This is a genomic window from Desulforamulus putei DSM 12395, assembly GCF_900129195.1.
Classification (GTDB): Bacteria; Bacillota; Desulfotomaculia; order Desulfotomaculales; family Desulfotomaculaceae; genus Desulfotomaculum; species Desulfotomaculum putei.
Genome location: NZ_FQUY01000037.1, coordinates 1 through 14,908 on the forward strand (window position 1 = coordinate 1; position 14,908 = coordinate 14,908).

Here is a 14,908-nt window from a genome sequence, read left to right on the forward strand (position 1 = left end):
CCCCATCGCCATCGAAGAAGGATTGCGTTTTGCTATCCGTGAAGGCGGCCGTACCGTTGGCGCCGGTGTTGTAACCGCTATCCGCGAATAAATTTGGGGCTTTAAAACCAGCATTGATTTAAAGGGAGTGGGTTGGCTCACTCCCTTTTAAACTACTCTTTGCTTTTGAAATATGCTAAACTAACAACCCAAAACTGGTATATAAAACCAATTAAAGAGAGAAAATACGAATATGGGTTGTTGCCACAGGATAAGTATTGACATCCAACAATACATATGATAAATTTGTTAAGGTATATTACTAGACATCTGTGCCCAAGTCTTTTTTCGTTTTAGGGAGGTGGCAACAGTGCGAGTAGGCGTAACTCTGGCTTGCACCGAATGCAAACGGCGCAACTACACCACTACCAAGAATAAAAAGAACGATCCCAACCGGATCGAACTGAAAAAATATTGCAAGTGGTGTCATACCCACACAGTTCACAAAGAAACCAGATAGTTGAGCCGCCCAACCCCAAGCGTTACAATAACAGGCCGCATTCCGTATGGGGTTTTATTCGAGGCACTACTGGTAAAAACAAAAAAGTTAAGGATGTGGCGTTTTTCGATGGCTGTGCAAAAGAAGACACTTAAAAGGGCAAGCGCTGCCAGGGAAATAGCGGCAACCAAAGAGACCAGCGGGGCCGAGAATAAAAAGGATGCGGCCCCCAAGGATGCTGCTAAGGCTGTGGCCAAAAAAGAACCCGTTAAGGCGCCTAGGGCGTCCTTTTCCGATCGTGTCGGTAGCGTAAGCAAATATCTGCGTGGCGTTCAGAACGAGTTGAAAAAAGTCCACTGGCCCACCCGCAAAGAAATCGTCACTTATACTGCGGTGGTGCTGACTTCTGTCGCCGTGCTGGCTGTTGTCATCTGGGTCGTAGATTCGCTTCTCAGCTTGGGCGTTAAAGGCATCATTTCCTAATTGTAAACGAGGAGGTGGGGAACCCGCCATAAAGGGTTCCTTCTGCTGATGAGTACACAATGGTATGTTGTGCATACTTATTCCGGGTATGAGAATAAGGTAAAAGCCAACTTGGAGAAGCGAATTGAATCAATGAATATGGAAGATAAAATCTTTCGTATTCTTGTGCCCATGGAAGATGAAGTAGAAATCAAAAATGGCAAAAAAAAGGTCTCAAAGAAAAAGGTTTTCCCGGGCTACGTTCTGGTGGAAATGATTATGACCGATGATTCCTGGTATGTGGTACGCAACACACCGGGGGTTACCGGTTTTGTTGGCTCGGGCTCAAAACCCATTCCGTTAAGTCAGGAAGAGGCAAGGGCCATCATTAAGCAAATGGGTTTGGAAGAACCGAAAACCAGGATCGATGTTAACGTTGGTGAAAATGTCAAGGTTACCGACGGTCCCTTTGAGAACTTTGTTGGTGTGATAGAAGAAATTTACCTGGAAAAGGGTAAAGTTAAAGTTATGGTATCCATGTTTGGACGTGAAACTCCCATCGAACTTGATTTTTCCCAAATTGAAAAAATGCTTTAAGCTTGTAGGTTGTAAGGAGGTGGACTGGATATGGCCAAAAAGGTAGCTGCCATTATCAAACTGCAAATTCCGGCCGGTAAAGCCACCCCGGCGCCCCCGGTGGGTCCCGCCTTGGGTCAACACGGGGTTAACATCATGGCTTTTGTTAAACAGTATAATGAAGCCACTGCTGCGCAAGCTGGCTTGATTATTCCGGTTGAAATTACCGTATATGAAGACCGGTCCTTTACCTTTGTTACTAAAACGCCTCCTGCAGCAGTATTGCTGAAGAAGGCCCTGGGTATTGAGACCGCTTCCGGCGAGCCTAACAAGAAGAAGGTGGGCAAAGTTCCCCGTTCCAAAGTTAGAGAAATTGCCGAGTTAAAAATGCCTGATCTCAACGCTGCCAGCGTAGAAGCTGCCATGCGTATGATCGAAGGAACTGCCCGCAGCATGGGCATTGAAATTGTAGAAGGATAACTTCATCCGGTGGGAGGATGTAGTCCGCTAGTACCACAAAGGAGGGAAAAACATGCCCAAAGAAGGGAAAAAGCTTCAGGAAGCCAGAAAGCAGTATGACAGAAATACTCTTTATGAGCCTCTTGAAGCTATGGAACTGGTCAAGAAGACCGCTCCGGCCAAATTTGACGAAACCGTTGAAGTGGCTTTCCGTCTCGGAGTGGATCCCCGTCACGCAGATCAACAACTGAGAGGTGCAGTGGTACTGCCCCACGGAACCGGTAAATCCAAGACGGTTCTGGTCTTTGCCAAAGGAGAAAAGGCAAAGGAAGCTGAAGCTGCAGGCGCTGATTTTGTAGGCGCTGAAGAACTGGTTGAAAAGATTCAAGGCGGTTGGCTTGGCTTTGATGTAGCCATTGCCACCCCGGACATGATGGGGATGGTTGGCAAACTGGGCCGTATCCTGGGTCCCCGTGGCTTAATGCCCAACCCCAAAACCGGCACTGTGACCTTTGAGGTAGGAGCTGCCGTAAGAGACGCCAAGGGTGGTAAGATTACCTACCGTACCGATAAAGTGGGGATTGTTCATGCTCCCATTGGAAAAGTCTCCTTTGATACTCAAAAACTGGCTGAAAACTTTAAAACGCTGGCTGACACCCTGATCCGCGTGAAGCCTGCTACCGCCAAAGGGCAGTACATGAAGAGCATTACAGTGTCTTCTACCATGGGTCCCGGGATTAGAATTAATCCCAACAAGATCTAGCTGCCGCATTCCCGGTTATCTACAACTGAATAGCTCCAGTCGTAGACAGTTGGTGTTCTTTGACTTAATGGCATAAGCCACCAGCCGAGACCGGGTGAATCACTGCAAGTTTACAAAGATTGCGGGGAATTCTGCCTGTCTTGGCGGATTCCCCGTATTTGTTTTTATTCCAGCGGAAGGAGGTGTAGCTCTTGCCGACCACAAAAGCCCAAAAAGCAGTCATGCTGGAAGAAATAAAAGAAAAAATGTCCCAATCCCAGGTCACCATTTTGGCAGATTTTCGTGGTATTTCCGTAGCCAAAATCACTGACCTGCGGTCCCGCCTGCGTAAAGCCGGCAGTGAAATGAAGGTGGCCAAGAACACCATCGCCCGCATTGCCGCCAAAGAAATCGGTGTTGAGGGACTGGACCGGTACTTAGAAGGCCCTACCGTTTTCACCTTTGGTATTCAGGACCCTGTGGCTCCTGCCAAAATCCTTTCGGAATTTGCCAAGGAAGTTAAACAAGGTGTTGATATCAAAGCCGGTATTTTGGAAGGAAAAGTGATTGATGCCAACGGCGTCAAAGCCTTGGCAGATCTGCCTTCCAGAGAAGTTCTGCTGGCCAAGGTTCTGGGTGGCATGCAGGCTCCCCTGTACGGCTTTGCCAGTGTTCTGGCAGCCAACCTGCGCAATCTGGTTTACGTTCTGGATCAGGTTCGCCAGCAAAAAGAGGGTCAAGCTTCTTAATTTGTTCCGCAGCTTAAACCATTATTTTATAAACCTTGAGGAGGTACAGAATTACTATGTCTAAAGTAGCTGAAGTATTAGAAATCGTGAAAGGCCTAACCGTACTGGAACTGGCTGAACTGGTTAAAGCTTTTGAAGAAGAATTTGGCGTATCCGCTGCCGCTCCCGTAGCTGTTGCAGCGGCTCCTGTAGCCGGTGCCGCTGCTGCCCCTGCTGAAGAAGAAAAAACCGAATTTGATGTTATCCTGGCTAACGCCGGCGACAAGAAGATCAACGTTATTAAAGTTGTTCGTGAAATCACCGGCCTGGGTCTGAAAGAAGCCAAAGACCTGGTTGACGGCGCTCCCAAGCCTATCAAAGAGAAAACCACCAAAGAAGATGCTGAAGCTATCAAGGCCAAGCTCACCGAAGCCGGCGCCACTGTTGAAATTAAGTAATAAACTAAAATTTATCTTCATAACAAAAAAGCCGCCCAAAACATGGCGGCTTTTTTGTTATGAACCATAATAAATTTCTGTAAAACGACATGCCGGGAGAAAAAACACCTTGACAAATCTTAGTACTTATGCTAACATTACAAAATGTCATTCTATAGATAACGCTAAATAAACTTGGTTAGGTGGCAAAAATTGTGCATAATTTTTTGCATAAATGGCCAAAATAAAGTGGATAAGGCATTATAATGTTTGAAAGCGAGGGATTGTTGAAAAGGGCAAGACCTTGCTTTTCGTTGTCTGTAATTTTAAGTGTTACGTATTTATGTAATTATTTAAGGGGTGTGATGCGTTCGATGGCTTACCCGGAACAAGTAGGAAGCAGGGTGAGGTGGAACTACGGCAAACTTCGTGAAGTGCTGGATTTACCCAACCTGATTGAAGTTCAGCGAAACTCTTACGAATGGTTCCTGCAGGAGGGCCTGCGGGAAGTGTTCCATGACATCTCTCCCATCCAGGACTTTACAGGCAATCTGGTATTGGAATTCCTGGACTACACTCTGGGAGAACCCAAGTACTCGGTGGAAGAGTGCAAGGAACGCGACGTAACCTATGCTGCTCCCTTGCGAGTTAAAGTCCGCCTGATTAACAAAGAAACCGGGGAAGTAAAGGAACAGGAAGTCTTTATGGGAGACTTCCCGCTGATGACCAACAAAGGCACCTTTATCATCAACGGCGCCGAGCGTGTTATCGTAAGCCAGTTGGTTCGGTCACCCGGTGTTTACTTTGCAGACCAAATTGATTCCAGCGGCAAAAGACTGTTCACATCCACCGTGATTCCGAACCGTGGGGCCTGGTTGGAGTTTGAGACTGATGTCAATGACCACATCTTCGTTCGCATTGACCGCACCCGTAAAATCCCGGCAACTGTGTTGATCCGGGCTTTGGGCTATGGCTCCAATGCCATGATTCTTGAGCTGTTTGACAATGATAAATTTGTTCAGGAAACCTTAACCCGGGATAACACCGATTCCGAGGAAGAAGCCCTGGTGGAAATCTACAAGCGGTTGCGGCCGGGTGAACCGCCTACGGTAGAAAGTGCCCGCTCCTTATTAAATACTTTATTCTTTGACCCCAAGCGGTATGACCTGGCTCACGTAGGACGCTATAAACTGCAAAAGAAACTGAAGCACGGTGTTCTCTACCGCTATCCCAAAGGCGAAGACGGCCCCAAGGAATGGGACCGCTATTTGAATAAAGAAGTTCCTGTGGAACGCGAGTTTATACGGGAATTGACCAAAGAGGATATCATTGCCACCTTCCGGTACCTTCTCGGGCTGATGAAGGGGGAAGGAAGCGTTGACGATATTGACCACCTGGGTAACAGAAGACTTCGTTCCGTGGGCGAGCTGCTGCAGAACCAGTTCCGTATCGGTTTGTCCCGGATGGAACGGGTCGTCCGGGAAAGGATGACCATTCAGGATGTGGATGTTATCACACCCCAGGTTCTTATTAATATTCGCCCGGTGGTTGCCGCCATTAAAGAATTCTTTGGTTCCAGCCAGCTGTCCCAATTTATGGACCAAACCAACCCGCTGGCGGAATTAACCCATAAAAGACGGCTTTCGGCCTTGGGCCCCGGCGGCCTGTCCCGGGAGCGTGCAGGTTTTGAAGTGCGTGACGTGCACCATTCGCACTACGGCCGCATGTGCCCCATTGAGACGCCGGAAGGTCCCAACATCGGTCTGATCGGTTCCCTGTCCACCTATGCACGCATTAACAGCTTCGGTTTTATCGAGACGCCCTATCGCAAGGTGGATAAGGAAAACAAGCGGGTTACCGATGAGATTGTCTACCTCACTGCCGACGAGGAAGAAGGACATATTATCGCCCAGGCCAACGCACCCTTAGATGAGAATGGGTACTTTGTGGAAGAGCGGGTCAATGCCCGCCGGGGCCACGATACTCTGCTGGTTCCCACTGACCGGGTTGACTATATGGACGTGTCACCCAAGCAGGTCTTCTCAGTGGCCACATCCTTAATCCCCTTCCTGGAACACGACGACGCCAACCGGGCCCTGATGGGCGCCAACATGCAGCGTCAGGCCGTACCCCTGCTGAAATGCCAGGCTCCTGTGGTGGGCACCGGTATTGAACACAGGGCAGCCAAGGACTCCGGCGTGGTGGTGGTAGCCCAAAACGGCGGCGAAGTGGTCAGGGTCACCGCCAACGAAATTGTTATTCGTACCGACGAAGGACAAAACGAAAAGTATAAACTGCTGAAATTTACCCGTTCCAACCAGGGCACCTGCATAAACCAGAAGCCCATCGTTGCCAAGGGCGACAGGGTGGAAGCGGGACAAATTATCGCCGACGGGCCTGCCACCGACAAGGGTGAACTGGCCCTGGGACGCAACGTTCTGGTGGCTTTCATGACCTGGGAGGGCAACAACTACGAGGATGCCATTCTGATCAGTGAAAAGGCCGTTAAAGAAGACTTCTTTACTTCCATTCACATAGAAGAATATGAATGCGACGCCAGGGATACCAAGCTGGGTCCTGAAGAAATTACCCGGGATATTCCCAACGTGGGCGAAGATATCTTAAAGGATCTGGATGAAAGAGGCATCATTCGGGTGGGCGCCGAAGTCAGGCCCGGCGATATCCTGGTGGGTAAAGTGACCCCCAAGGGTGAGACCGAACTGACCGCGGAAGAACGCCTGCTGCGGGCCATCTTCGGCGAAAAGGCTCGGGAAGTCAGGGATACCTCCTTGCGGGTGCCCCACGGGGAAGCCGGTAAAATTGTGGATGTTAAAGTATTCTCCCGGGAGAACGGCGATGAACTGCCGCCGGGTGTCAACCAGCTGGTCCGCGTCTACATTGCTCAAAAGAGAAAGATCTCCGAGGGTGACAAGATGGCCGGACGCCACGGGAACAAAGGGGTTGTGGCCCGTATCCTGCCGGAAGAAGACATGCCCTTTATGGCGGACGGTACACCGGTGGAAATTGTGCTGAATCCCCTGGGTGTGCCTTCCCGTATGAACATCGGGCAGGTGCTGGAGACGCACTTGGGCTGGGCCGCCAAGACCCTGGGTTTCCATGTAGCTACCCCGGTCTTTAACGGGGCCTCCGAAGAGGACATCTGGGAATCCCTCAAACGGGCCGGCCTGCCGGAAGACGGCAAAACAGTGCTCTATGACGGGCGTACCGGCGAACCCTTTGATAACCGTGTCACCGTTGGATATATTTACATGATTAAATTGCATCACCTGGTGGACGACAAGATCCACGCCCGCTCCACCGGGCCCTACTCCCTGGTCACCCAGCAGCCCCTGGGTGGTAAAGCCCAGTTTGGCGGCCAGCGTTTCGGTGAAATGGAAGTTTGGGCCCTGGAAGCCTATGGGGCAGCCTATACCCTGCAGGAAATTCTCACCGTCAAGTCCGACGATGTGGTGGGCCGCGTCAAGACCTATGAGGCCATTGTCAAGGGAGAAAACGTTCCGGAGCCCGGCGTACCGGAGTCTTTCAAGGTGTTGATCAAGGAACTGCAGTCCCTGGGCCTGGACGTCAAGGTGCTGTCTGAAAATGCAGAGGAAATTGAGATAAAGGAAATTGAAGAGGACGTAACCGAAACCGCCAAAGAATTAGGCATTGACCTGCCGGAGGAAAGACGCATCGGCACTCCCAAACAGGAAAACGACGAGGAAGATGAATACGATGAAGACACCGATGATTTCGACGAGACCTTCCTCGAAGAGGCCGAAGATGAATTCAGTTTGGATGACGAGGACTAAAACAAGCGGTATTGAAACCATCTACCCAAATCCGCTATAAGGGGGAGTAGGTCCTTTGTTAGAATTAAATAACTTTGATAGTATTCGTATCGGTTTGGCTTCACCGGACAAGATCCGTCAATGGTCCAGCGGGGAAGTCAAAAAACCGGAAACCATCAACTATCGGACCCTGAAACCCGAACGGGACGGCCTGTTTTGTGAACGGATTTTCGGTCCCACCCGGGACTGGGAATGTCATTGCGGCAAATACAAGCGTGTTCGCTACAAAGGGGTTGTCTGTGACCGCTGTGGCGTAGAGGTAACCCGTTCTAAAGTGCGCCGTGAGCGATTGGGGCACATTGAGCTGGCCGCCCCGGTATCCCATATCTGGTACTTCAAGGGTATTCCCAGTCGTATGGGACTTTTGCTGGATATGTCCCCCCGGGCGCTGGAAAAGGTATTATACTTTGTTTCCTATATCGTTATTGAACCGGGCGATACACCGCTTTTGAAGAAGCAGCTGCTGACAGAAACCGAGTACAGGGAGTACAAGGAAAAGTTCGGCAACAGCTTTAAAGCTGGCATGGGCGCCGAAGCCATAAAAACCCTGCTGGAAGAAATCAATCTTGAAGAACTGGCCAGAGAACTGCGCCAGGAATTGAAAGAGGTTTCCGGCCAGCGTAAGATTCGTGCCATCCGCCGCCTGGAAGTGGTGGAGGCCTTCAGAAAGTCCGGCAACCGCCCGGAATGGATGATCCTGGATGTGGTTCCTGTTATTCCCCCGGAACTGCGGCCCATGGTTCAACTGGACGGCGGGCGTTTTGCCACCTCCGACCTCAATGACCTGTACCGCCGGGTCATTAACCGTAACAACCGCTTAAAGCGCCTGCTGGATCTGGGAGCCCCGGACATTATCGTGCGCAACGAAAAGCGAATGCTGCAGGAAGCGGTGGATGCACTGATTGATAACGGTCGCCGCGGGCGTCCGGTCACCGGACCCGGCAACCGTCCGTTAAAATCCCTGTCCGACATGTTAAAGGGCAAGCAGGGTCGATTCCGCCAGAACCTGTTGGGTAAGAGGGTGGACTACTCCGGCCGTTCGGTGATTGTGGTGGGGCCCAACTTAAAGATGCACCAGTGCGGGTTGCCCAAGGAAATGGCCCTGGAATTGTTCAAACCCTTTGTTATGAAAAAGTTGGTCAACGACGGTTATGCCCATAACATCAAGAGCGCTAAGCGGATGGTGGAAAGGGTGCGGCCCGAGGTATGGGATGTCCTGGAAGAGGTTATTAAAGAACATCCTGTCCTGTTGAACCGTGCCCCGACCCTGCACCGCCTGGGCATCCAGGCCTTTGAGCCGGTGCTGGTGGAGGGCCGGGCCATCAAGATTCACCCCATGGTCTGTACCGCCTACAACGCTGACTTCGACGGTGACCAGATGGCCGTTCACGTGCCCCTGTCCGCTGAGGCCCAGGCGGAAGCAAGGCTTTTAATGCTGGCTGCCAATAACATTCTGAACCCGAAGGACGGCAAGCCGGTGGCCAGTCCTACCCAGGATATGGTTTTGGGGTGCTACTACCTCACCATGGAGAAAGACGGCGCCAAGGGCGAAGGTATGATCTTTAAGGACGAGGATGAAGCCATACTGGCCTATGATAACCATGCAGTTTCCCTGCATGCCAAAATCACCGTTCGCCGGAAAAACGGGGAAAGACTGCAGACCACCGTCGGCCGAATTATTTTTAACGAGATCATCCCGGAAGAACTGGGCTTTATCAATAAGGTTTGCGATAAAAAGACCCTCAGCAAAATTGTGGCCGATTGCTACCGCAAACTGGGCAACGCCCATACTGCGGAGTTGTTAGACGGCATCAAGGACCTGGGTTACAAATTCTCCACCCGGGCCGGCATTACCATCGGTGTTGCCGATATCACCATTCCCGCGGCCAAGAAGGAAATTCTGGCCAACGCCGAGGAGCAGGTCAATAAAATTGAAAACCAATTCCGCCGCGGTCTGATTACCGAAGACGAGCGCTACCGGAAAGTCATTGCGGTCTGGAATGACGCTACTGATAAGGTAACAAAAGCATTGATGGATACTTTGGACAAGTTCAATAACGTCTATATGATGGCTACTTCCGGCGCCCGCGGTAACATCCAGCAAATTCGACAGCTGGCCGGTATGCGGGGCCTGATGGCCGACCCCTCCGGTCGCATTATTGACCTGCCCATCAAGGCAAACTTCCGTGAAGGGCTGACGGTTTTGGAGTACTTTATTTCCACCCACGGCGCCCGCAAAGGTCTGGCCGACACGGCACTCCGTACCGCTGACTCAGGTTACTTAACCAGACGTCTGGTGGACGTGGCCCAGGACGTCATTGTACGGGAAGAGGACTGCGGCACCACCGAGGGGATTGAGGTCAGCGAAATCAGGGACGGTACCGAAATCATCGAAAGACTGGCGGAACGCCTGGAAGGCCGGGTACCTATGGAACCGGTGATCCATCCGCAAACCGGCGAAGTAATCATTTCCCAGGAGAAGGTGGATCAACACGGTCTCATTACGGCAGACGAAGCACAAAAGATTGAGGAAGCAGGTATTCAAAAAGTCAAAATAAGATCTGTTATTACCTGCAAGACCCGCTATGGCGTATGCAAGCACTGCTACGGCAAGAACCTGGCCACCGGCGGCACCATTGATATCGGTGAAGCGGTGGGTATTATCGCCGCCCAGTCCATCGGCGAACCGGGTACCCAGTTAACCATGCGTACCTTCCACACCGGCGGTGTAGCCGGTGATGATATTACCCAGGGTCTCCCCCGGGTTGAGGAACTCTTTGAAGCCCGCCGGCCCAAAGGCCAGGCCATTGTGGCCGAAGAGGACGGTGTCGTCGCCATCCGGGAAGTAAAGGGCCGCCGGGAAATTGAAATCACCAAGGACAACGGTGAAAAGAATGTCTACGCTGTACCTTACGGCGCCAGATTAAAGGTAAGAGAAGGCCAGCGGGTGGAGGCCGGGGATGAACTGACCGAAGGTTCCGTGAACCCCCATGACCTGCTTAAAATCAAAGGCCCTGCCGGTGTGCAGATCTACCTGTTGCAGGAAGTGCAGCGAGTATACCGTCTGCAGGGTGTAGAAATTAACGACAAGCACATCGAAGTGATGATCCGTCAAATGCTGAGAAAAGTGAAGGTCGAGGAAGCTGGCGACACCGATCTGCTGCCGGGCGGCCTGATTGATGTCTTTGAATTTGAGGAGGAGAACCGCAAGGCTATTGAGGCCGGTAAGGAACCGGCCGTTGCCAAACCGGTGCTGCTGGGCATCACCAAAGCCTCTCTGGCCACCGATTCCTTCCTGTCAGCAGCATCCTTCCAGGAGACCACCCGGGTGCTTACCGAAGCAGCCATCAAAGGTAAGACGGACCCGCTGCTCGGCCTGAAGGAAAACGTCATCATCGGCAAACTGGTGCCTGCCGGCACAGGAATGTCCCGCTACCGCAATATCGAGGTAACAACCCGGGACCAGCAGGAGCGGGAAGAGGATTTTGACATTCTGCTACCCGCCGGTGACCGCAACCGGGACTACAATGTGATACCGGAAGAAAAGGTTGAGGATTTCGACCTGTCATTAGAAAAATAACCCTGGTGGAACTAAAAATACAAATTATTGACACGAGTTATGGTAAATGATATTATATGTAAGTGTTTGATTGCTGGAGGTGGGATTACCATGTCTTTAGAGCCTTTAAAGTCAGCACGCAAGAAAACAGTGGGAGCAAAACAGACATTAAAGGCCGTGGAAAAACTTCAGGCAAAGCAAGTATACTGGGCCGCTGACGCCGAGGCCCGCGTGGTGGATCCCATCCTTCGGATTTGTTCTTCTAAAAACATACCTACTGTCAAGGTAGAAAGCATGAAAGATTTGGGCAGAGCCTGCGGCATTGAAGTGGGCTGTGCCATTGCTTCTATCACAGAGTATTAACTCGAAGTTCGAGGTTCGAAGTTCGAAGTTCGGTCTAAAACAACCATTCATTAGAATCGAACCTCGAACCTCGAATCTCGAACGTCGATCATGCAGAACTTCGAGAGGAGGTGTAGAGAGATATGCCTACCATTAACCAGCTGATTCGCAAGGGCCGCGAGCAGGTTGTTTACAAATCCACTGCCCCTGCTCTGAAAGAATGCCCCCAAAAGCGCGGTGTATGTACCAGGGTTTACACCACAACCCCCAAGAAGCCTAACTCTGCCCTGCGCAAGGTGGCCCGTGTTCGTTTAACCAACGGCATTGAGGTTACATCATACATCCCGGGCATCGGCCACAACCTCCAAGAACACTCGGTGGTGCTTGTGCGTGGCGGCCGTGTGAAGGACCTGCCTGGCGTGCGTTACCATATCGTGCGCGGCGCACTGGATTCCGCCGGCGTGCAAAACCGCAACCGCGGCCGTTCCAAGTACGGGGCGAAGCGTCCTAAAAAATAAGAGTTATAAATTTTTACTTCATATAAAATAGATTACTGCGTAAAGGGGGGAAAAGTAGTGCCGAGAAGAGGTGGAATCCCCAAACGGGAAGTGCTTCCCGATCCCGTATATGGCAGCAAGGTGGTTACAAAGCTCATCAATCAAGTCATGTTAAACGGTAAGCGCGGCTTGGCCGAAAGAATCGTATACCAAGCCTTTGAGATGATCCGGGAAAAAACCGGCAAAAACCCGTTGGAAGTTTTTGATGCAGCCATGAAGAACGTGATGCCCGTGCTGGAAGTAAAAGCCCGCCGCGTAGGTGGCGCCAACTACCAGGTGCCTGTTGAGGTTCGGGCAGAGCGCCGTCAAACCTTGGGTATTCGCTGGCTGGTGCTGTTCACCCGCAAGCGTGCCGGTAAATCCATGTCTGAAAAACTGGCTGCTGAAATCATGGATGCAGCAAACAATGTCGGAGCAACTGTTAAAAAGCGTGAAGATACACATAAAATGGCGGAAGCCAACAAGGCGTTTGCTCACTACAGGTGGTAAGGGAGGATCATTATGGCCCGACAGTTTCCTTTGGAAAGAACCCGCAACATTGGTATAATGGCCCATATTGATGCCGGAAAAACCACTACCACAGAGCGTATTTTGTTCTACACCGGGAAAGTTCATAAGATTGGTGAAGTACACGATGGCGCAGCCACCATGGACTGGATGGTACAGGAGCAGGAGAGAGGGATTACCATTACATCTGCTGCTACCACCGCCCAGTGGAAAAATCACCGCATCAATATTATAGACACACCCGGGCACGTGGATTTTACAGTAGAGGTAGAACGTTCGCTAAGGGTGTTAGATGGTGCTGTGGCTGTGTTCTGTTCGGTCGGTGGGGTAGAACCCCAATCTGAAACTGTCTGGAGGCAGGCCGATAAATACGGCGTGCCCAGAATAGCTTACATTAACAAAATGGACCGCGTTGGCGCCGATTTCTTTAACGGCATTAACATGATCAGAGAACGCCTAGGCGCAAACCCGGTAGCAATCCAATTGCCCATTGGCAGCGAAGACCAGTTCCGCGGTATTGTTGATTTGGTAACCAACAAGGCCATCATCTATGTGGATGACCTGGGCACCAAGAGTGAAGAAACCGATATTCCCGCAGATATGGTAGACTTGGTTGCTGAGTACCGGGAAAAGCTGCTGGAAGCTGTGGCTGAGTTCGATGAAGAACTGATGATGAAGTACCTTGAGGGTGAAGAACTGACCGAGGAAGAAATTAAACTGGTCATTCGTAAAGCCACCTTGGCTGTTAAAATCACTCCGGTACTGTGCGGTTCTTCCTTTAAAAACAAGGGCGTTCAGCCTTTGCTGGATGCAATCGTGGATTACCTGCCGGCCCCCACGGATGTGCCGGCCATTCAGGGCATTAATCCCGAAACCGGCGCTGAGGACCGGAGAATTTCCAGCGATGCTGAGCCTTTTGCCGCACTGGCATTTAAGATCATGTCCGACCCCTACGTAGGCAAGTTAACCTACTTCCGGGTCTATTCTGGTGTATTAAATGCCGGGTCCTATGTGTACAACACCACGAAAGGCAGAAAAGAACGTATCGGTCGTATTCTCCAAATGCACGCCAACCACCGGGAAGAAATTCCCCAGGTGTTTGCCGGAGATATTGCCGCGGCCGTAGGTCTGAAGGACACCACCACCGGTGATACCCTCTGTGATGAAAAGCATCCCATTATCCTTGAATCCATGGAGTTCCCCGATCCGGTTATCTCCGTGGCCATTGAACCAAAAACCAAAGCTGACCAGGACAAAATGGGTGTTGCCTTAAGCAAACTCTCCGAAGAGGATCCCACCTTTAAGGTAAGCACCAACGAAGAAACCGGTCAGACCATTATTTCCGGCATGGGCGAGCTGCACCTGGAGATCATTGTGGATCGACTGATGCGTGAGTTTAAGGTGCAGGCCAATGTGGGACGGCCTCAGGTGGCCTACAAAGAAACCATTCGTAAAGCCGTTAAGGCGGAAGGTAAGTTTGTACGGCAATCCGGCGGTAAAGGCCAGTACGGCCATGTTTGGATCGAACTGGAACCTCTGGAGCCGGGTGGTCCGGGTTACGAGTTTGTTAATAAAATTGTCGGCGGCGTCGTTCCCAAAGAATACATCCCAGCCGTTGATGCCGGTATCAGAGAAGCCATGGAAAACGGTATCCTGGCCGGTTATCCCATGGTTGATATTAGGGCTACCATTTACGACGGGTCTTACCACGAAGTGGACTCCTCGGAAATGGCCTTTAAGATTGCCGGTTCCATGGCCTTTAAAAACGGCGCAGAAAAGGCTAACCCGGTGCTGCTGGAGCCCATCTTCAAGGTTGAAGTGGTTGTTCCGGAAGAGTACATGGGCGATGTGATAGGCGATTTGAACAGCCGCCGGGGACGTATTGAAGAAATGGGTCAACGTGGTAATGCGCGTGTTGTGACCGCCTATGTTCCTCTGGCGGAAATGTTTGGTTACGCTACCGACCTGCGTTCCAAGACCCAGGGGCGCGGCACTTACACCATGCAGCATGACCACTATGAAGAAGTTCCTAAAAACATTGCTGAAGGTATTATCGCCAAGCGAAACGGATAAACCAAAAGATTCTTTCGCGTGTGAGCAAGGAGGAAAGTAATAAAAATGGCTAAGGCTAAATTTGAACGTACCAAACCCCACGTAAACATTGGTACCATCGGTCACGTTGACCACGGTAAAACCACTCTGACCGCTGC

Annotated in this window: 15 protein-coding genes; all 15 read left to right on the top strand. The window is 51.0% G+C overall.

Translation table 11 applies throughout. The annotated features are described in order from the left end of the window. Nucleotides 1-91 (top strand): EF-Tu C-terminal domain-related protein (locus BUB67_RS14890; protein WP_143157108.1); only part of this gene is annotated, 91 nt, incomplete at its 5' end. Nucleotides 92-349: 258 nt separating this feature from the next. After that, nucleotides 350-499 (top strand): 50S ribosomal protein L33, encoded by a 150-nt coding sequence (rpmG, locus tag BUB67_RS14895; RefSeq protein ID WP_008410834.1) that lies wholly within the window; start codon nt 350-352, stop codon nt 497-499. Nucleotides 500-607: 108 nt separating this feature from the next. After that, entirely contained in the window at nt 608-961 is a 354-nt protein-coding gene (secE, locus tag BUB67_RS14900; protein WP_073240188.1) for a preprotein translocase subunit SecE, read from the top strand. A 48-nt stretch (nt 962-1,009) separates the two neighbouring features. After that, a complete protein-coding gene (nusG, locus tag BUB67_RS14905) occupies nt 1,010-1,537 on the top strand; it encodes a transcription termination/antitermination protein NusG (protein WP_073240189.1) in 528 nt (175 codons plus the stop codon). A 30-nt stretch (nt 1,538-1,567) separates the two neighbouring features. After that, nucleotides 1,568-1,996: a 50S ribosomal protein L11 gene (rplK, locus tag BUB67_RS14910; RefSeq protein WP_073240190.1), complete on the top strand. Its 429-nt coding sequence runs from the start codon at nt 1,568-1,570 to the stop codon at nt 1,994-1,996. A 52-nt stretch (nt 1,997-2,048) separates the two neighbouring features. Beyond that, nucleotides 2,049-2,738: a 50S ribosomal protein L1 gene (rplA, locus tag BUB67_RS14915; protein WP_073240191.1), complete on the top strand. Its 690-nt coding sequence runs from the start codon at nt 2,049-2,051 to the stop codon at nt 2,736-2,738. A gap of 191 nt (nt 2,739-2,929) precedes the next feature. Beyond that, complete coding sequence (gene rplJ / locus BUB67_RS14920) at nt 2,930-3,466, top strand: 50S ribosomal protein L10 (protein WP_073240192.1); 537 nt, start codon at nt 2,930-2,932, stop codon at nt 3,464-3,466. Between the two features lie 56 nt (nt 3,467-3,522). After that, nucleotides 3,523-3,903 carry a 50S ribosomal protein L7/L12 gene (gene rplL, locus BUB67_RS14925; protein WP_073240193.1) on the top strand — a complete coding sequence of 127 codons (381 nt, stop codon included), beginning with the start codon at nt 3,523-3,525 and terminating at the stop codon, nt 3,901-3,903. 353 nt (nt 3,904-4,256) lie between these two features. Next, nucleotides 4,257-7,694: a DNA-directed RNA polymerase subunit beta gene (gene rpoB / locus BUB67_RS14930; protein ID WP_464287313.1), complete on the top strand. Its 3,438-nt coding sequence runs from the start codon at nt 4,257-4,259 to the stop codon at nt 7,692-7,694. 55 nt (nt 7,695-7,749) lie between these two features. After that, nucleotides 7,750-11,313, top strand: a complete 3,564-nt coding sequence (rpoC, locus tag BUB67_RS14935) for a DNA-directed RNA polymerase subunit beta' (protein ID WP_073240195.1) — start codon at nt 7,750-7,752, stop codon at nt 11,311-11,313. Nucleotides 11,314-11,403: 90 nt separating this feature from the next. Next, nucleotides 11,404-11,655, top strand: coding sequence for a ribosomal L7Ae/L30e/S12e/Gadd45 family protein (locus tag BUB67_RS14940; protein ID WP_073240196.1), 252 nt, complete (start codon nt 11,404-11,406; stop codon nt 11,653-11,655). 122 nt (nt 11,656-11,777) lie between these two features. Further along, entirely contained in the window at nt 11,778-12,152 is a 375-nt protein-coding gene (rpsL, locus tag BUB67_RS14945; RefSeq protein WP_073240197.1) for a 30S ribosomal protein S12, read from the top strand. Nucleotides 12,153-12,209: 57 nt separating this feature from the next. Next, complete coding sequence (rpsG, locus tag BUB67_RS14950; RefSeq protein ID WP_073240198.1) at nt 12,210-12,680, top strand: 30S ribosomal protein S7; 471 nt, start codon at nt 12,210-12,212, stop codon at nt 12,678-12,680. 12 nt (nt 12,681-12,692) lie between these two features. After that, nucleotides 12,693-14,771, top strand: a complete 2,079-nt coding sequence (gene fusA, locus BUB67_RS14955; protein WP_073240199.1) for an elongation factor G — start codon at nt 12,693-12,695, stop codon at nt 14,769-14,771. 45 nt (nt 14,772-14,816) lie between these two features. Next, nucleotides 14,817-14,908 (top strand): GTP-binding protein (locus tag BUB67_RS14960; protein WP_023878051.1); only part of this gene is annotated, 92 nt, incomplete at its 3' end.

Excerpts from the sequence above, each read along its gene's own strand:
- secE (WP_073240188.1), top strand. The coding sequence starts at position 608 with ATGGCTGTGCAAAAGAAGACACTTAAAAGGGCAAGCGCTGCCAGGGAA.
- nusG (WP_073240189.1), top strand. The coding sequence starts at position 1,010 with ATGAGTACACAATGGTATGTTGTGCATACTTATTCCGGGTATGAGAAT.
- rplK (WP_073240190.1), top strand. The coding sequence starts at position 1,568 with ATGGCCAAAAAGGTAGCTGCCATTATCAAACTGCAAATTCCGGCCGGT.
- rplA (WP_073240191.1), top strand. The coding sequence starts at position 2,049 with ATGCCCAAAGAAGGGAAAAAGCTTCAGGAAGCCAGAAAGCAGTATGAC.
- rplL (WP_073240193.1), top strand. The coding sequence starts at position 3,523 with ATGTCTAAAGTAGCTGAAGTATTAGAAATCGTGAAAGGCCTAACCGTA.
- rpoB (WP_464287313.1), top strand. The coding sequence starts at position 4,257 with ATGGCTTACCCGGAACAAGTAGGAAGCAGGGTGAGGTGGAACTACGGC.
- BUB67_RS14940 (WP_073240196.1), top strand. The coding sequence starts at position 11,404 with ATGTCTTTAGAGCCTTTAAAGTCAGCACGCAAGAAAACAGTGGGAGCA.
- rpsL (WP_073240197.1), top strand. The coding sequence starts at position 11,778 with ATGCCTACCATTAACCAGCTGATTCGCAAGGGCCGCGAGCAGGTTGTT.
- fusA (WP_073240199.1), top strand. The coding sequence starts at position 12,693 with ATGGCCCGACAGTTTCCTTTGGAAAGAACCCGCAACATTGGTATAATG.